We start from the raw sequence: 17,937 nt of genomic DNA, 5'->3' as shown, positions 1-17,937 counted from the left end.
AACCGAAGGGAAACGCCACCATGAGCACCGACGCGGCGGAGACGCCCGCCTTCCGCTACACCGCCGAGCTGGCGGGCGAGATCGAGCAGCGGTGGCAACGGGAGTGGGAGGAGCGCGGCACGTTCCACGCGCCCAACCCGGTCGGCCCGCTCCGGGGCGACGTGCCCGAGGACAAGCTGTTCGTGCAGGACATGTTCCCCTACCCGTCGGGCGCGGGCCTGCACGTGGGCCACCCGCTGGGCTTCATCGGCACCGACGTGTTCGCCCGGTACCACCGGATGACCGGCCGCAACGTGCTCCACACGATGGGGTTCGACGCGTTCGGGCTGCCCGCCGAGCAGTACGCCGTGCAGACCGGCAGGCACCCGCGCGAGACCACCGAGGACAACATCCGGACCTACCTGCGGCAGATCCGCCGGGTCGGCCTGGGCCACGACGAGCGCCGCCGGATCTCCACCATCGACCCCGGCTACTACAAGTGGACCCAGTGGATCTTCCTACAGATCTTCAACTCCTGGTACGACGCGGAGGCGGGCCGGGCCCGGCCGATCGCCGAGCTGGAGGCCCAGTACGAGCGCGGTGAGCGCGCCACGCCGGACGGCCGCGCCTGGGCCGAGCTGACCGGCGCGGAGCGGCAGAAGGTGCTGGGCGGCCACCGGCTGGCGTACCTGTCGGAGGCGCCGGTGAACTGGTGCCCCGGCCTGGGCACGGTGCTGGCGAACGAGGAGGTCACCGCCGACGGCCGCAGCGAGCGCGGCAACTTCCCGGTGTTCCGCCGGTCGCTGCGCCAGTGGATGATGCGCATCACCGCGTACTCGGACCGCCTGCTGGACGACCTGGACCGCCTGGACTGGCCGGAGAAGGTCAAGTCGATGCAGCGCAACTGGATCGGCCGGTCGCACGGCGCGCGGGTCCGGTTCCCCGTCGGCGCGCACGAGGTCGAGGTGTTCACCACCCGCCCGGACACGTTGTTCGGCGCGACCTACCTGGTGCTGGCGCCCGAGCACCCGCTGGTGGACGAGATCGCCACCCCGGAGCAGGCGGAGGCGATCGCCCGGTACCGCCGCGAGGCGTCCCGCAAGTCCGAGCTGGACCGCCAGGAGAACAAGGAGAAGACCGGCGTCTTCACCGGCGCGCACGCGGTGAACCCGGTCAACGGCGCGGAGATCCCGGTCTACGTCGCCGACTACGTGCTGATGGGCTACGGCACGGGCGCGATCATGGCGGTGCCCGGCCAGGACCAGCGGGACTGGGACTTCGCGCGGGCGTTCGACCTGCCGATCATCCGGACCGTGCAGCCGCCGGCGGACTTCGACGGCGAGGCGTACACCGGCGCGGGCCCGGCGATCAACAGCCACGGCGACCGCGGGATCAGCCTGGACGGCCTGGCCGTCGACGAGGCCAAGAAGGCGGTCGTCGCGTGGCTGGAGGAGCACGGCCACGGCGAGGGCACCGTGCAGTTCAAGCTGCGCGACTGGCTGTTCTCCCGCCAGCGGTACTGGGGCGAGCCGTTCCCGGTGGTCTACGACGAGGAGGGCACGCCGATCGCCGTGCCCGAGTCGATGCTGCCCGTCGAGCTGCCCGACGTGGACGACTACTCGCCGCGCACCTTCGACCCGGAGGACGCGAACTCGGAGCCGTCGCCGCCGCTGTCCCGCGCCACCGACTGGGTCGAGGTGGAGCTGGACCTGGGCGACGGACCGAAGCGGTACCGCCGCGAGACCAACACCATGCCCAACTGGGCGGGTTCGTGCTGGTACCAGCTGCGGTACGTCGACCCGACGGAGACCGAGCGGTTCGTCAACGCCGAGAACGAGCGCTACTGGCTGGGCCCGCGCACCGCGGAGCACGGCGCGGACGACCCCGGCGGCGTCGACCTGTACATCGGCGGCGTCGAGCACGCCGTGCTGCACCTGCTGTACGCGCGGTTCTGGCAGAAGGTGCTGTTCGACCTGGGCCACGTGTCCGGGGACGAGCCGTACCGGCGGCTGTTCAACCAGGGCTACATCGAGGCGTACGCGTACCGGGACGGCCGCGGGACGCCCGTGCCCGCCGAGCAGGTCGAGGAGCGCGACGGCCGGTACTTCTTCGAGGGCGAGGAGGTGCGGCGCGAGTACGGCAAGATGGGCAAGAGCCTGAAGAACGTCGTCACCCCGGACGAGATGTGCGCCCGGTACGGCGCGGACACGTTCCGCCTGTACGAGATGTCGATGGGCCCGATGGACGTGTCCCGCCCGTGGGCGACGAAGGACGTCGTCGGCGCGCACCGGTTCCTGCAACGCCTGTGGCGCAACCTGGTCGACGAGGAGACCGGCGCGCTGCGGGTGACGGACGAGGAGCCGTCGGAGGAGGCGCTGCGCCTGCTGCACAAGACGATCGCGGGCGTGCACGACGACTACGGCAACCTGCGCTACAACACGGCGGGCGCGAAGCTGATCGAGCTGAACAACTTCATCACCAAGCACTACACCGGCGGCGCGCCCCGCGCGCTGGCCGAGCCGCTGGTGCTGCTGCTGGCCCCGCTGTGCCCGCACGTGGCGGAGGAGCTGTGGGCCCGGCTGGGCCACGACGGGTCGCTGGCGCACGGGCCGTTCCCGCGGGCCGAGGAGCGGTACCTGGTCGAGGACACGGTCGAGTACCCGATCCAGGTCAACGGCAAGGTGAAGGCCCGCGTGGTGGTGCCCGCGTCGGCGTCGGCGGACGAGGTGAAGGCGGTCGCGCTGGCGGACGCGAAGGTGGCCGAGCTGGTGGGCGGCGGCGAGCCGCGCAAGGTCATCGTCGTGCCGGGCCGCCTGGTGAACGTGGTGCTGTAGCGGGGTCGCTCGCGTGCCGGGAGTCGCCCCCCGCGGGGGGCGACTCCCGCACTGCCCGGTTCACCGAGGTGAGCCGGTGAAGCCCATCTCGCTCAGGATCTCGGCCAGCATCGAGTCGAACATCGGCTCGGGGTTGGACATCGCGAACGGGAAGCGGCCGAACACCTCCAGCGCCACGTGCCCGTAGAGCCGGACCCACGACTGCGTGATGTGGTAGACCGCGCCCAGCGGCAGCAGGTCCGGGTCCGCGGGCACGCCCCGCGCGGTGACCGTGTCGATCAGGACGCGCTGGAAGACCTCCAGGTCCGCGTGCAGGCTCGCGGGCACCTCCGGCGGACCCGCCTCGGGTGCCGGGTGGCTTGCGATGAGCCGTCCCGCGACCTCCAGGAACACCCGGCCGAACTGGTCGCCGACCTGGTGCCGCTCGTCCGGGTGGCACCGGCCGATGGCGTCCTCTGTGGACGCGAACACCAGCACGAACTCCTGCGGGTGCGCGAGCGCCCAGCGGCGGAAGCCCCGGCACACGGAGTAGACCTGCGCCGTCACGTCGTCGGGCGGGATGGCGGCCAGCCCGGCGTCCAGCTCGGCGGCGAGGTCGGTGCAGATGTCGTCGGCGAGCTGGTGGAGCAGGTCCTCCCGCGAGTCGTAGTACCGGTAGAGGGCCGGCGCGGTGATGCCGAGTTCCCGAGCGATGGCACGCAGGGTGACGGCGTCCCGGCCATGTGCCACGAGCAGGGCGCGCGCCTGCCGACGGATGTCACGCTCCGTCTCGGCACGGAGCCGTTCTCGGCGGGTGGCCTCGGTCATATGTCACCCCATCGGGTTGTAAACGGTGTTCACCACGCGTACGGTCGGCCAAGGATTCAGTGAACGGTGTTTACGGAGTTGACGCCATTCACGCCACCGTAACGCACCTGCCTGGGAGGACGCGTGTTCGCGAACTGGGGATCGCTGGCGTACCGCCGTCGGTGGGTGGTGTTGATCGCGACGGTGGTGCTGGCGGTGGCCGGCGGCATCTGGGGCCTCGGCGTCTTCGACCGGCTCAGCCAGGGCGGCTACGACGCGCCCGCCAGCGAGTCGGCGCGGGCGAACCAGGTCGCGGAGGACGCGTTCGGCCGCCAGGGCGGCGACGTCGTCGTGGTCTACGACACCGTCGACCCGGCCCGGCTCCAGCAGATCGCCGGCAAGCTCGCCGAGCTGCCCGAGGACGCCGTGCTGCGGGTGCAGCCGCCGATCCCCTCGCCGGAGGCGGGCAAGTCGCTGGTCGCGATCACCCTGCGCGGCTCGGACTCCAACACGCACGTCAAGCAGTACGAGCAGATCGCCGACCGGCTGGCGGTCGACGGCGTCACGCAGCAGGTCGGCGGCCTCGTGCCCACGCAGCAGGCCATCAACGACATGTCGTCGTCCGACCTGGCCAAGGCCGAGGCGGTGTCGCTGCCGATCGTGCTGGTGCTGCTGGTGATCATCTTCGGTGGCCTGGTCGCGGCGTCGCTGCCGGTCGTGGTCGGCGGTCTCGCGATCATGGGCTCGCTCGGCGTCCTCCACGCGATCTCCCTCGGCGCTGAGGTGAACTCGTTCGCCGTCAACGTGGCCAGCCTGCTCGGCCTCGGGATGGCGATCGACTACGGGCTGTTCATGGTCGGTCGGTTCCGCGAGGAACTCGCCGCCGGGCGCGGCACGGAGGACGCGGTGCGGCGCACCGTCATGTCCGCGGGCCGCACCGTCGTGTTCTCGGCGACCCTGCTGGTGATCGCGCTGTCCGGCCTCCTGCTGTTCCCGCACGGCTTCCTGAAGTCTCTCAGCTACGGCGGCATGTCGGCGGTCGCGATCGCGGCGCTGGTGTCGGTCACCCTGCTGCCCGCGCTGCTCGGCGTCCTCGGGCACCGCGTCGACAAGCTCGCCGTGCCGTGGCGCAAGGACCGGGGCGGTCCGTCCGAGGCGGGCTGGCGGCGGCTGGCCAGCCGGGTGATGAAGCGCCCGGTGCTGTTCGTGCTGCCCATCGTGGCCGTGCTGCTGGCGCTCGGCGCGCCGTTCCTGGGCGTGAAGTTCGGCGAGGTCACCGAGAAGGTGCTGCCGGAGGGCAACTCCGCGCGGGTGGCGGCCGAGACCATCGACCGGGACTTCCCGGCGCTCGCCTCCGGCGGCCTGAAGATCGTGGTCACGGGCGACCCGTCGCCCGCCGACGTGCAGGCGTTCGCCACCGGGGTCGGCGACGTGGCCGGTGTCGGCGAGACCCGGATCGCGGCCGAGCCGAAGGACGGCGTGTGGCTGCTCACCGCCGACCTGGAGCACGACCAGCTCAGCGACGAGTCCAAGCAGGCGCTGCGCGACGTCCGGGCGCTGGCCGGGCCGGGGACGTCGGAGGTGCTGGTCGGCGGCAGCACGGCGGTGGTGTCGGACAGCCTCGACGCGATCCGCGACAAGCTGCCGTGGATGGTGCTGCTGCTGGTCGGCGCGACGTTCGCGCTGATGTTCCTGGCGTTCGGGTCGATCCTGCTGCCGATCAAGGCGGTCGTGGTCAGCGCGCTGTCGCTGTCGGCCACGTTCGGCGTGCTGGTGTGGGTGTTCCAGGAGGGGCACGGCGCGGACCTGCTGGGCGTGACGCCCGCGCCGCTGGAGTCCGGGATCGTCGTGCTGATGGCCGCGATGGTGTTCGGCCTGTCCACCGACTACGAGGTGTTCCTGATGTCCCGCATGGTGGAGGCGCGCGGTCGCGGTGCCACCACCGAGGAGGCGGTGTCGGCGGGGCTGGCGAAGACCGGCCGGGTGATCACGGCGGCGGCGCTGCTGCTGATCGTGGTGACCGGCGCGTTCGCGTTCTCGCAGATCACCATGATGCGGTTCGTGGGCGTCGGCATGATCCTGGCGCTCGCGCTGGACGCCACCGTGGTGCGGATGCTGCTCGTGCCCGCCGTGCTGAAGCTGCTCGGCAACGCGGCGTGGTGGGCGCCGGGACCGCTGCGACGCATCCAGGAGCGCATGGCGATCCACGAGGACGTGCCGGCCGAGGACGAGAAGGTCCCCGCCCGCGTCTAGCTAGGCGGTGGGCGGCTGCTCGAACGCGATGGCCGCGGCCTCGAAGGCGCGGTCGTCGTCGTTCAGGCCGCTGAGGTGGAACGTCGCCAGGACCGAGTCGTCGGCGCTGTCGAGCACGACCGTCTTGCGGCCGGCGGCGAGGAACACCCGCCGGTCGCCCGGCGCGACCGCGAGGCCCTTCACCCGGATCTTGAGCTGCTTGGCGGCGCGGGTGGTGGTGTCGACCACGGAGATCCCCCGGTCCAGCGCCACGTAGACGCGCCCGCCGTCCGGGGTGACGGCGACGCTGCCCGCGCCCTTGCCGACCGGCGCGGTCCAGCGGACCTGCCGCGTCGCGGTGTCGATCGCGGACAGCGTGCCCTGCTTGTCGGGCAGCTCCAGGGAGCTGACGTAGGCGTGCCTGCCGTCCCGGCTCACCGCGACCTGCTGCGGCAGGCCGCCGACCCGGATCGTCGTGATCGCGGTGGCGGACTTGGTGTCCACGACGCTGACCGTGCCGTCCTGGGTGTTCGCGACGTACAGCTCCCGGCCGTCCGGGGTGACCGCGATGCCCTGCGGCTGGCTGCCCACCTCGACCGTGGCGACCATCCGGAACCGCACCGGGTCGATGACCGCGACCGCGTTGCCGCCCGTCACGTACAGGCGCTTGCCGTCCGGCCGCAGCACGGCCTGCGCGAGCCGCGCCCGGGTCTGGATGCGGTCCACCACGCCCGCGCCGGGGTCGACGGCGGTGATCGTGCCCGACCAGCCGTTGACCACGTAGACCCGCCTGCCGTCCGGCGCGACGGCCGCGCCGGTGGCGAACGCCCTGGTGTCGTCCTGCGCGAGGACCGTGCCGTCGGAGGTGTCGAGCACCTGCACCCGGCCGCTGCGCGCGATCACGTAGGCGCGGGGCGCGGTGGTGCTCGCCGCGGTGACGACGACCGGCGCCGGCGCCAGCGTGGCGACCAGCGCGCAGACGAGCAGGGCCGCGGTGCCGAGGGCCGCTCGTCGAGGGGACATGGGCGCATCGGAGCACTTCCCGGTGGGGCGTTCCACCCCGTTACCACGGTCGGGGTGCGTTCTTCGCCGGACCGGGTGAGCGCGGGCTCGGGGTGGCGGGCGTCGAGCGCGGAACACCGCCCGCGGTGGACTGCCGCCCGCGACGGTGGGACGGGCGGCAGACGCGCCTGGTCTGCCCGGCGCCGGTCGCTCGGGGGGCGAAACGACCGACGCCGGACCCCTGCCGGTGCGCTGCACCGGTGGTCTTCGCCCCGACGACGGAGAACTACCACCAGATTGACGCAAGCCGGACCGGTTTGGCTCCCGAGAGCGACTAATTGGCCGAAATTCGACGTGTTGCCACCAGCTTGGCGTAACGCGTGCCCGCGGTCAGCAGCACCAGGCCCGCGCCGATGAACGCGAGGACCCGCGCGATGCCGTCCAGCGCGGCCAGGTCGAACAGCAGCAGCTTGGCCACCGCCGCCGCGACCAGCACCAACCCCGCCACCCGCAGCGAGCGGACGTCGATGCCCCGCACCAGCAGCACCAGGGCGGCGACCGCCCACGACACGGTCACGACCGAGTGACCGAACACGAAACCGCTCACGCCCGGTGACACGAGCAGCGCCCCGCACAGCACCACGCCCGCCTCGGCGTAGAGCACGACCAGGCCGACCACGACCCACGGCAGCGGGTGCCGCCGGAGGACGCCGAGCCGCACCGCCGCCCACGGGAGCGCGATGCCCAGCAGCACGAGGACCTGCGCGGTGAGCAGGCCGGCCACCAGCGCGCCGTCGGTGACCGGCCGCCACGGCCCGTCCAGCAGCAGGCGGGGCGGCACGGCGTCGGCGAGCGCCATGCCCAGCCCGATCACCCCGAACACCGCCGCGCCGAGGAGCGGTCCTCTGGAGCGGGACCGCCGGGCCAGGACGGTCAGCACGAGCGCCTCCGCCAGCACGACCGCGGCCCGCGTGGTGCCGTCCAGGGCGATCGCCGTGGCCAGGAACAGCGCGAACACGCCGACGCCGCCGACGCCCGCGGTGAACGGCCTCGGCAGGCCGCGCCGGCCGACGGCCCACAGGACGAGCATCAGGGCCGCGATCACCCCGGCGAGGCCGGCGGCCCAGTGCCGGTCGAGCACGGCGGTGGCCAGCAGGGCGGGCATCGGCGAGCCGATCGCGAGGCCCGGTGCGGTGAGGTCGCCGGGCCGGACGCGCGCGGTCAGCACGGCCGCCGCCACGCCGACCACCGCGGCGAGGAGCGCGATGCCGGCCAGCGCGCGCGGGTCGTCGGTCCGGTCGAGGGTGGCGATCGTGGCGATCAGCGGCGGCACGCCTGCCGTCACGGCGAGCGACGGCCAGTCCCGCCGGAGGTGGACGGGGCTCGCGGCGATCTTGAGCACCAGCAGGAACGCCACCAGCAGCGGCGTGAAGCCGTCGGTCAGGACCGGCGCGCACACCGCGCACGCGCCCACGACGCCGACCGCGAACGCGGCCGAGTCCCAGCGCAGGGCGAGGAGCAGGCCGCCGGAGGCGACCGCGAGCCCGGCCGCCAACCCGCCGCCCTCGGGCAGGTAGGCGTAGATCGAGGTCGCGGCGACGACGTCCAGGTAGAGCACGGCGAACCCGGTGGCGGCCACGGCGAACGCGCCCGTGCGGCCCGCTTCGGCGCGGTGCAGGCGCAGCGCGACGGCGATCAGCGCCGCGCCGAGCACCGCGCCGCCGACCACGCGGGGCAGCGGGCCGAGGTAGCCGCGCTGCACGGCGAGGATTAGCAGCAGGACGACGCCGAGCAGCGTGACCGCGCCGCCGACCCAGGCCAACAGCCTGCTGCCCGCGCCGGGCCGGCTGAGGCGGTCGAACAGCGAGGGGCCGGGCGGCGGCGGTGGTGGGACCGGCGGGAGGTGGGGAGCGGGTGCGCCCGGCGGCGGGTACGCGCTCCAGCCCTGCCACGCGGGGAGCGGCTGGGCGAACGCGGCCTGCCGGGCGTGCGGCGGGGTGGTCGGACCGGGTAGGACCCGCGGCGGGGCGGCGGGATGGGGCTGGGCGTGCGGCGGGGTGGTCGCACCGGGTGGCACCTGCGGCGGGGCGACGGGATCGGGCTGCGCGTGCGGCGGTTCGGTGGGCCCCGGCGGCGTGCGCGGTGGCGTCGGGACCGGCTGTGCCGCACGTGGCTCGGGCACGTCGGGAGAGCCGGACCCCGTGGTCGCGGCGACGGGTCGCCCGGTGGCCGGGTCGGGCGCGGCGGACGGCGTGGCCGGGGCGTCCGCGCCCTCAGTGGCCCCGCCGCTCGCCCCGCCGCCGGCCCCGCCGACGTTCCGCAGCTCCAGCCCGACCGCCTCCAGGCGGCGACCCAGCAAACCGAGTTCGTCCGCCAGCCGTACCAGGGGGTCCTGTCCAGTCATGCCAGGAGCGTCGCGCCCCGCCCGCGTGCGCGAATCCGTACCTCTACTCAAAGCCGCGTACCGAACTGGTCACGGGTCCTGAATCGAGCAACTTGACAGGAACCCCCGTGTAACCGATTAACTTGCGCCTGTAATCGATACCACGTGACCGAGGGGGTGCGCAGCGTGACCACGATCAAGGACGTCGCGCAGCACGCCGGGGTCTCGACCGCGACCGTCTCCCGCGTCCTCAACGGCCACGCCGCGCCCACCCCGGAGACCCGCACGCGCGTCCTCGCCGCGGTCGACGAGCTGGGCTACCGCCCCAACGCCCTGGCCCGCTCCCTGCGCACCACCTCCACCCAGACCCTCGGCCTGGTGATCAGCGACCTGGTGAACCCGTTCTTCGCGGAGATCGCCCGCGCGGTGGAGGAGGAGGCGCGCGACCACGGCTACTGCGTGATCGTCGCCAACGCCGACGAGAGCGCCGACCAACAGGCCACCTACGTGCGCACCCTGCTGGACCGCCGCGTCGACGGCCTCCTGGTCTGCCCCGCCACCGACGACCCGGCGTGGATCGCCGAGGTGGAGGCGCGGGACGTCCCGCTGGTCCTGCTCGACCGCACCGTCCCGCAGGCGACCTGCCCGGTGGTCCGCGCGGACGGCGCGCAGGCCCTGGCCGACCTCGCGGACGCGCTCCGCTCCGCCGGCCACCGCCGGGTGGGCGTGATCGCGGGCCCCGCCCACACCAGCACCGGCCGGGAGCGCCTGGAGCAGTTCGCCCGCGGCGGCCTGGAGCTGGTGGTGGTCCACGGCGACTTCCGCCGGGAGAGCGGCGCCCGCGCCGCCGCCGACCTGCTGACCCGCGCCGACCGGCCCACCGCCCTGGTCGCGATGGACAACCTGATGGGCCTCGGCGCGCTGGAGGAGCTCCGCCGGCGCGGGCTCCGGGTGCCCGCCGACGTGGGCCTCGCGGTCTACGACGACCAGCCGTGGTTCCCGCTGCTCGACCCGCCGATCACGGTGATCGCCCAGCCCACCGTGGAGATGGGCCGGGAGGCCGCGCGCAGCCTGCTCGCGCTGGTCGCGGGCGAGCAGCCGGCCGACGTCCAGCTCGCCGCGCGCCTGGTGGTGCGCGGCTCCTGCGGGGAGGCGACCGGTGCTGCTTGAGGCCCGGAACATCACCAAGAGCTTCACCGGGGTCAAGGCCCTGGACGGCGTGGACTTCGACGTCCGGCCCGGTGAGGTGCACGTCCTGCTCGGCGAGAACGGCGCGGGCAAGTCGACCCTGGTCAAGGTGCTGGCCGGCGTGCACGCGCCGGACCGGGGCACGGTCGAGCGGGCCGAGGGCGCCCGCCTGGCGGTGATCTACCAGGAGCTGACGCTGGTGCCCGGCCTGTCGGTCGCCGAGAACCTGTTCCTGGGCCGCCCGCCCCGCCGGTTCGGAATTGTCGACAAAGCGAGAATGCGACAGGACGCCACCCGCCTCCTGGACCGCGTCGGCCTCCGGGTGGACCCCGGCACGCCGGTCGCCGAGCTGGGCATCGCGCAGCAGCAGATGGTCGAGATCGCCCGCGCCCTGGACCTCGACGCGCAGGTGCTGGTGCTGGACGAGCCGACCGCCGTGCTCACCGACACCGAGACCGACCGGCTGCTGGCGATCATGGCCGACCTGCGCGAGCAGGGCGTCGGCCTGGTGTTCATCACCCACCACCTGGACGAGATCCGCCGGATCGCCGACCGCGTCACGGTCCTGCGCGACGGCCGCAGCGTCGGCGTGCTGCCGAGGGGCGCGAGCGTCGACCGGATGATCGAGCTGATGGTCGGCCGCACCATCTCCGAGCAGTACCCGCGCCGCCGCCAGGCGCCCGGCGAGGTGCTGCTGAGGGTCGAGGGCCTGACCCGCGCCGGCGCGTTCCACGACGTGTCCTTCCACGTCCGGGCGGGCGAGGTGGTCGGCGTGGCGGGGCTCGTCGGCGCGGGCCGCACGGAGGTCGTGCGCGCGGCGTTCGGCGTGGACCGCTACGACTCGGGCCGGGTCGAGGTCGGCGGCCGGACCCTGCCCGGCCACGACGTGCGGGCGGCGATGCGCGCCGGCCTCGGGCTCGTGCCGGAGGACCGCAAGGGCCAGGGCCTGGTGCTGACCTCGACCGTCGGCGACAACCTCGGCCTGGTCACCCTCCGCTCGACGGCCAGGGCCGGCCTGGTCGACCGGAAGGGCCAGCGCGGGCGCGCCGCGGACATGGCGGAGCGGCTGCGGGTCAAGACCTCCGGCCTCGGCCAGGAGGTCCGCGAGCTGTCCGGCGGCAACCAGCAGAAGGTCGTCATCGGCAAGTGGCTCCTCGCCGACCCGAAGGTGCTGGTGCTCGACGAGCCGACGCGCGGCGTGGACGTCGGCGCGAAGGTCGAGATCTACGAGTTGGTCAACCGGATGACGGCGGCCGGCCGCGCCGTGCTGCTGGTGTCGTCCGACCTGCCCGAGGTCATCGGGATGAGCGACCGGATCGTCGTGATGGCACACGGCCGGGTGGCGGGCGAACTGCCCGCCGGCACGACCCAGGACAAGGTGATGGCGTTGGCAGTTCAGGAGTTCCCGGCATGAGTTCACCCGGTACGACGACCACGGCGGGCGGTCGGCAGGTGTCGGTGCGCAGGGTCTTGGCGGACAACGGCGCGCTGGCCGGGCTGCTGGTGCTGGTGGTCGCGCTGTCGGTGCTCGCGCCGACCTTCCTGAGCACCCAGAACCTGCTCAACGTCGGCGTGCAGGCCGCCGTCGTGGCGGTGCTGGCGTTCGGGTCGACGTTCGTCATCGTGTCCGGCGGCATCGACCTGTCGGTGGGCAGCGTGGCCGCGCTGTCCGCGATGGTGGGCGCGTGGTCGTCCGCCGAGGCGGGCCTGCCCGGACCGGTCGCGCTGCTGCTCGGCCTGCTGACCGGCGTCCTCGCGGGCCTGGTCAACGGCGCGCTCGTCGCCTACGGCAGGCTGCCCGCGTTCATCGCGACGCTCGCCATGCTCAGCGTCGCCCGCGGCCTGACCCTCGTGGTGTCGCAGGGCAGCCCGACCACCACGCCGGACGTCGTCGGCTTCCTCGGCTCCAACCTCGCGCCGTACCTGCCGATGCCGCTGCTGGTGATGCTGGTGTTCTTCGGCGTCACCGGGTTCGTGCTGTCCCGCACCTACTCCGGGCGGGCGATGTACGCGATCGGCGGCAACGAGGAGGCCGCGCGGCTGTCCGGTATCGACGTGCGCAGGCAGAAGCTCGTCGTCTACGCGCTCTCGGGCCTGTTCGCGGCCGTCGCCGGGATGCTGCTCGCGGGCCGCCTGTCGTCGGCGGGCCCGCAGGCCGCCGTCGGCTACGAGCTCGACGCGATCGCCGCCGTCGTCATCGGCGGCGCGTCGCTGTCGGGCGGTGTCGGCCGCGCCACCGGCACGCTGGTCGGCGCGCTCGTCCTGGCCGTCCTCCGCAACGGCCTCAACCAGTTGCAGGTGTCCCCCTTCTGGCAGCAGGTCGTGATCGGCTCGGTGATCGCGCTGGCCGTCCTGCTCGACACCCTTCGCCGCCGTACCCGATGAAAGGAAGCACTCTGATGAAGTTCCGCGGTGTCGCCGCGCTGTCAGCCCTCACCCTGGCGCTGACCGCGTGCGGTTCGGGGGCGACAGGCGGCGGTGGTGGTGGCGACATCACCATCGGCCTGGCGATCTCGACCCTGGACAACCCGTACTTCGTGGCTCTGAAGGAGGGCGCCGAGAAGGCCGCCGCCGAGCTGGGCGTGAAGCTCACCGTGGTGGACGCGCAGAACGACGCGACCAACCAGGTCAACCAGGTGCAGACGTTCACCACGCAGGGCGTCAAGGCGATCGTCATCAACCCCGTCGACTCCAAGCAGGCGTCGCCGGCCGCGAAGGCCGCCGAGAACGCCTCGATCCCGCTGGTGGCGGTCGACCGCTCGGTGGACGAGGGCAAGGTCGCCTCCGAGGTGGCGTCGGACAACGTGCAGGGCGGCACCCTGGCCGCGATCGAGCTCGGCCGCGCGGTCAGCGGCGAGGTCGTGCACCTCCAGGGCATCCCCGGCGCCTCCGCCTCGCGCGACCGCGGTCGCGGCTTCGAGGAGGGCCTGAACTCGGGCGGCATCAAGGTCGTGGCGAGCCAGCCGGCGGACTTCAACCGCGCCAAGGGCCTGGACGTCATGACCAACCTGCTCCAGGCCAACCCCGGCATCAAGGGCGTGTTCGCCGACAACGACGAGATGGCGCTGGGCGCGATCAAGGCGCTGGGCGACCGCGCGGGCAAGGACGTCCAGGTGGTCGGGTTCGACGGCACGCCGGACGGCCTCCAGGCCATCGCGGACGGCACGATGGCCGCGACCATCGCGCAGCAGCCCGACGTGCTCGGCCGCAAGGCCGTCGAGCAGGCCGTGAAGGCCGCGCGCGGCGAGTCCGTCCAGGAGGTCGTCGACGTCGAGGTCAAGGTCGTGACCAAGAAGAACCTGGCAGAGTTCAAGAAGTGACGGTACTGGTGCTGGGCTCGGCCAACGCGGACCTCGTCGTGGCGGTGCCCCGCCGCCCCGGCGGCGGCGAGACGGTGCTGGGCGGTGACACGGTGGTGATGCCCGGCGGCAAGGGCGCGAACACCGCCGTCGCCGCCGGCCGCCTCGGGTGCGAGGTCGCGCTGGTGGGCGCGGTGGGCTCGGACCAGTACGGGACGCTGTTGCGCGAGTCGTTGGCCGCGTCCGGGGTGGGCACGTCGTTCGTGCGCACCTCGGACCGGCCGACCGGCCTCGCGTACATCACGGTGACGCCGGACGGGGAGAACTCGATCGTCGTCGCGCCGGGCGCGAACGCGGACGTGTCGCCGTCCGACGTGGACCGGCTGGAGTGGGACGGCGTGACGGTCCTGGTGTGCTCGCTGGAGGTCCCCTTGGACACCGTCGTGCACGCCATCGGCGCAGCGGCCTCTCGTGGGGCGAGGCCGGTGCTGAACCTGTCCCCGGTGACGCCGGTGCCCGCGTCGACCCTGGCGCTGCTGGACCCGCTGATCGTCAACGAGCACGAGGCGTCGTCGCTGGCGGGGTCCTTCGAGGGGCTGCTCGACCTGGGCCCGCGGTCCGCCGTGGTGACGCTGGGTTCGCGCGGCGCGGCGGTGGTGACGGCGTCCGGCGTGGTCGAGGTGCCCGCGCCCGCCGTCGAGCCGGTCGACACCACCGGCGCGGGCGACGCCTTCGCCGGTGCGCTGGCCGCCCGCCTGGCGGCGGGCGAGTCGCTGGTCGAGGCCGCCGGCTACGCGGTGCGCGTGGCGGCGGTGTCGGTGACCCGGCCGGGCGCGCAGCCGTCGTACCCGACGCCGGACGAGGTGCCGTCGTGAAGCGGTCGGGCATCCTGCACCCCGCGCTGAACGCCGAGCTGGCCAGGCTGGGCCACACGGACGAGCTGGTGGTCGCGGACTGCGGCCTGCCGATCCCGCCCGGCCCGGCCGTGGTCGACCTGGCGTTCACGTTCGGCGTGCCGACGTTCCTCCAGGTGCTGGACGGCCTGCTGGCCGAGCTGGTGGTGGAGCGCGCGGTGGTCGCGCTGGAGCTGGCCGACCGCAACCCGTCCTGCGCGGCGGCGCTGGCCGCGCGGCTGCCGGTGGTCGACCGGATCGGTCACGAGCAGCTCAAGGCGAGGGTGGCCGGCGCGCGGCTGGTCGTGCGGACGGGCGAGGCGACGCCGTACGCGAACGTGCTGCTCCGCTGCGGCGTGCCGTTCTAGACCGCTCGACCCCGGACCGCTCGGTTCCGGACCGCTCGGTTCCGGACCGCTCGGTTCCGGACCGCTCGACCCGGTGTTCCACCCGACCGACGGACCGCGTCGCCTGACCGGACGGGGCGCTCCGGCGCGCGTCTCTGGGAGGATCGACGGGGGCTGCCCGGACGTCCGGTGCGCGCTCGGCGCGGCCGGTACCGGCGGCGAGCAGGCGAGGGGTGGACCGTGTCGACACCGCACGACGTGCCGCGGCAGCACGACTGGCGGATCGAGGAGTCCGAGTACGCCCGGCACGAGGCGCGGCGCGGCAGGCGGTTCGCGTTCGAGCGGGTGGCGCCTGCCCGGACCGCGCTGGTCGTGGTGGACATGGTGCCGTTCTTCGTGTCGTCCAACCCGTACTGCCGGGGCATCGTGCCCAACGTCGGCCTGCTCGCCGAGGCGCTCCGCGCGGCGGGTGGCACGGTGGCCTGGGTGGTGCCCGCCGCGGGACCGCCGGACCCGTGGGCCGAGGAGTTCTACGGACCCGTCACGGCCGAGACCTACCGCACCGCGGGCGGGGTCGGTCCGCCCGCCGGCCGGCTGTGGCCGGGGCTGCCGCGCCACGACGACGACCTCTTCGTGGAGAAGTCCGCGTCCAGCGCGTTCTTCCCCGGCCGGTGCCCGCTGCCCGAGCTGCTCGCGCGGCGCGCCGTGGACACGGTCCTGATCACCGGCACGGTCACGAACGTGTGCTGCGAGTCCTCCGCCCGCGACGCGGCCACGCTGGGCTTGCGGGTGATCATGGTGGCGGACGCGAACGCCGCCCGGCGCGACCGCGACCACAACGCGACCCTGCACACCGTCTACCGGTCGTTCGGCGACGTGCGGCCCACGGCCGACGTGGTCGAGCTGATCGGGCGGGGTGGGTGACCGGCGGTCTGCTGTGGACGGGCGGTGCGGTCCGGTGTGGGCGGTGCGGCGCGGTGGGGTGCGCGGCGGTGCGGTGGCCACGAGGTGCGCGGCGGTCCGGTGTGGGCGGTGCGCGGCGGGTCGGGCTGTGCGGCGGGTCCGGGCGCGTCCGTCGGTCCGGGGTGCCGAACCGCCGCGCGTGGTCGCCGGGCGGGCTCGGTGTCGCGCCGGACCGGCGGAAAGCGCGTTCCCCCTGCGGTCGCGAACTCGCGGGTAGTGGCGTTGGCTGTTCCCGTGCCGTCGACCCGAAGGGTATGGTCTAGACCATGTCGAGCGCGCGACTGAGCGGTGTCGGTGTCAGTTCCGGTCGGGCTTCCGGGCCGGTGGTGCGAGTGGCCGAACCGTTGGGCGAACCGCCCGCCACACCCGCGCCCGACGACGTCGCGCAGGAGGCCGCGCGCATCCGCCCCGCCGCCGACGTCGTCGCCGAACGCCTCTTCGCGCGTGCCGCGCAGGCCACCGGCGACGCGAAGGCCGTGCTGGAGACCACCGCCGCGATGGCCGCCGACCCCGCGCTGCTCGCGCAGGCCGAGAAGCTCGTCGCCGACCGGTCGCTGCCCGCCGCGCGGGCCGTCCACCAGGCCGCCGCCGGGTTCATCACCGCCCTGGAAGCCGCCGGCGGGTACCTGGCCGAACGCGTCCGCGACGTGCAGGACGTCCGCGACCGCCTGGTCGCCGAACTGCTCGGCGTGCCCGCGCCCGGCGTGCCGGAGCTGACCTCGCCCAGCGTGCTGGTGGCCCGCGACCTCGCGCCCGCCGACACCGCCGGCCTGGACCCGGCGCAGGTGCTGGCCCTGGTCACCGAGGAGGGCGGCCCCACCTCGCACACCGCGATCCTCGCCCGCTCGCTCGGCATCCCGGCCGTCGTGGCGTGCCGCGGCGTGCTCGCGCTGGAGGCGGGCGCGCTGCTCGTGGACGGTGACACGGGTGCCGTGGAGGTCTCCGACGGCACGGTGCTCGCCGCGCACCTCGCCGGCAAGGTCGAGTGGAACGGCGTCGGCGTGCTGCGGGACGGCCACCGGGTGAAGGTGCTCGGCAACGTCGGCTCGCCCGCCGACGCGGTCGCCGCGGCCGCAGCCGGCGCGGAGGGCGTCGGGCTGTTCCGGACCGAGTTCTGCTTCCTGTCGTCCACCCGCGAACCGACCGTGGAGGAGCAGCGCGCGGCCTACGCGGCGGTGCTCGCGCCGTTCGCGGGCAAGCCCGTCGTCGTCCGCACCCTCGACGCGGGCGCGGACAAGCCGCTCGCGTTCCTCGAACCCGACCCCGAGCCGAACCCGGCGCTCGGCGTGCGCGGCCTGCGCGTGGCGTTCGACCGGCCGGACGTGCTCGACCGCCAGCTTGAGGCGATCGCGCTGGCCGCGCGGGACAGCGGGGCCGAGGTGTCCGTCATGGCCCCGATGGTGGCGACGGCCGCCGAGGCGGCGTGGTTCGTCGAGCGGGCCAGGGGTGCGGGCGTCGAGCGCGCCGGCGTGATGGTCGAGATCCCGGCCGCCGCGCTGGTGGCGCGCGAGATCCTGCAGGTCGTGGACTTCGTGTCGCTGGGCACGAACGACCTGGCGCAGTACGTGTTCGCGGCCGACCGGCAGGTGGGCGCGGTGGCCGCGCTGAACGACCCGTGGCAGCCCGCGCTGCTCCGCCTGGTCAAGCTCGTCGGCGACGCGGGCACGGAGCTGGGCAAGCCGGTCGGCGTGTGCGGCGAGGCGGCGTCCGACCCGCTGCTGGCGTGCGTGCTCACCGGCCTGGGCGTGACCAGCCTGTCCATGAACCACACGGCGCTGGCCGGCGTCGGCGCGAAGCTCGCGTCCACCAGCTTCGACCTGTGCCAGCTGGCGGCGCGCGGCGCGCTGTCGGCGGCCGACCCGGCGGCGGCGAAGCTCGCCGCCCGCGCCCCGCACTAGCACCGGCACGGCTCTCCGGCCGGTCGCCGGCACCTCGGCGGTCGCCGGCACGGCCGGCGGTGGTCGGGGCTCGGCGATCGGGCCGGGCGTTCGGGGCTCCGGTGGTCGGGGCTCGGTGGAACAGGGCTCGGTG

At 74.1% G+C, this 17,937-nt stretch carries 13 protein-coding genes; 10 read left to right on the top strand and 3 right to left on the bottom strand.

Annotated features, from left to right (window positions below; all coding sequences use genetic code 11):
* Positions 1-20 precede the first annotated feature (20 nt).
* Positions 21-2,813: a leucine--tRNA ligase gene (leuS, locus tag C8E97_RS01465; protein WP_121000908.1), complete on the top strand. Its 2,793-nt coding sequence runs from the start codon at positions 21-23 to the stop codon at positions 2,811-2,813.
* A gap of 60 nt (positions 2,814-2,873) precedes the next feature.
* Here the strand turns inward: leuS and C8E97_RS01460 are convergent, their stop codons facing one another.
* On the bottom strand, positions 2,874-3,620 hold the full coding sequence (locus tag C8E97_RS01460; protein WP_121000906.1) for a TetR/AcrR family transcriptional regulator: 747 nt from the start codon (positions 3,618-3,620) through the stop codon (positions 2,874-2,876).
* 123 nt (positions 3,621-3,743) lie between these two features.
* Between C8E97_RS01460 and C8E97_RS01455 the strand changes: the two genes are divergently transcribed.
* Positions 3,744-5,852, top strand: coding sequence for an MMPL family transporter (locus C8E97_RS01455; RefSeq protein WP_121000904.1), 2,109 nt, complete (start codon positions 3,744-3,746; stop codon positions 5,850-5,852).
* Here the strand turns inward: C8E97_RS01455 and C8E97_RS01450 are convergent, their stop codons facing one another.
* Both C8E97_RS01450 and C8E97_RS01445 read right to left on the bottom strand, forming a co-directional pair.
* Positions 5,853-6,854: a YncE family protein gene (locus tag C8E97_RS01450; RefSeq protein ID WP_121000902.1), complete on the bottom strand. Its 1,002-nt coding sequence runs from the start codon at positions 6,852-6,854 to the stop codon at positions 5,853-5,855. It abuts the gene before it with no gap.
* A gap of 313 nt (positions 6,855-7,167) precedes the next feature.
* Complete coding sequence (locus C8E97_RS01445) at positions 7,168-9,237, bottom strand: DUF2339 domain-containing protein (protein WP_121000900.1); 2,070 nt, start codon at positions 9,235-9,237, stop codon at positions 7,168-7,170.
* Positions 9,238-9,402: 165 nt separating this feature from the next.
* Between C8E97_RS01445 and C8E97_RS01440 the strand changes: the two genes are divergently transcribed.
* The 8 genes from C8E97_RS01440 (at position 9,403) to ptsP (ending at position 17,804) form a co-directional block, all read left to right on the top strand.
* On the top strand, positions 9,403-10,386 hold the full coding sequence (locus tag C8E97_RS01440) for a LacI family DNA-binding transcriptional regulator (protein ID WP_121010549.1): 984 nt from the start codon (positions 9,403-9,405) through the stop codon (positions 10,384-10,386).
* Positions 10,376-11,818 carry a sugar ABC transporter ATP-binding protein gene (locus C8E97_RS01435; RefSeq protein ID WP_121000898.1) on the top strand — a complete coding sequence of 481 codons (1,443 nt, stop codon included), beginning with the start codon at positions 10,376-10,378 and terminating at the stop codon, positions 11,816-11,818. Before C8E97_RS01440 ends, C8E97_RS01435 begins: the two co-directional genes overlap by 11 nt.
* Positions 11,815-12,789, top strand: coding sequence for an ABC transporter permease (locus C8E97_RS01430; RefSeq protein ID WP_121000896.1), 975 nt, complete (start codon positions 11,815-11,817; stop codon positions 12,787-12,789). Before C8E97_RS01435 ends, C8E97_RS01430 begins: the two co-directional genes overlap by 4 nt.
* A gap of 14 nt (positions 12,790-12,803) precedes the next feature.
* Complete coding sequence (locus C8E97_RS01425) at positions 12,804-13,724, top strand: substrate-binding domain-containing protein (RefSeq protein WP_121000894.1); 921 nt, start codon at positions 12,804-12,806, stop codon at positions 13,722-13,724.
* The gene (locus C8E97_RS01420) at positions 13,721-14,578 is read left to right on the top strand and encodes a ribokinase (RefSeq protein ID WP_170211570.1); all 858 of its coding nucleotides are present in this window, start codon (positions 13,721-13,723) and stop codon (positions 14,576-14,578) included. The genes C8E97_RS01425 and C8E97_RS01420 overlap by 4 nt, the downstream gene beginning before the upstream one ends.
* Positions 14,575-14,964, top strand: a complete 390-nt coding sequence (rbsD, locus tag C8E97_RS01415; RefSeq protein ID WP_121000892.1) for a D-ribose pyranase — start codon at positions 14,575-14,577, stop codon at positions 14,962-14,964. The genes C8E97_RS01420 and rbsD overlap by 4 nt, the downstream gene beginning before the upstream one ends.
* Before the next feature lie 219 nt (positions 14,965-15,183).
* A complete protein-coding gene (locus tag C8E97_RS01410) occupies positions 15,184-15,867 on the top strand; it encodes a cysteine hydrolase family protein (RefSeq protein WP_211346892.1) in 684 nt (227 codons plus the stop codon).
* A gap of 305 nt (positions 15,868-16,172) precedes the next feature.
* Positions 16,173-17,804, top strand: coding sequence for a phosphoenolpyruvate--protein phosphotransferase (ptsP, locus tag C8E97_RS01405; RefSeq protein WP_121000890.1), 1,632 nt, complete (start codon positions 16,173-16,175; stop codon positions 17,802-17,804).
* Positions 17,805-17,937: the final 133 nt, after the last annotated feature.

The sequence above is a fragment of the Saccharothrix australiensis genome, from assembly GCF_003634935.1.
Classification (GTDB): Bacteria; Actinomycetota; Actinomycetes; order Mycobacteriales; family Pseudonocardiaceae; genus Actinosynnema; species Actinosynnema australiense.
This window is presented reverse-complemented; position numbering and strand designations above follow the sequence as displayed.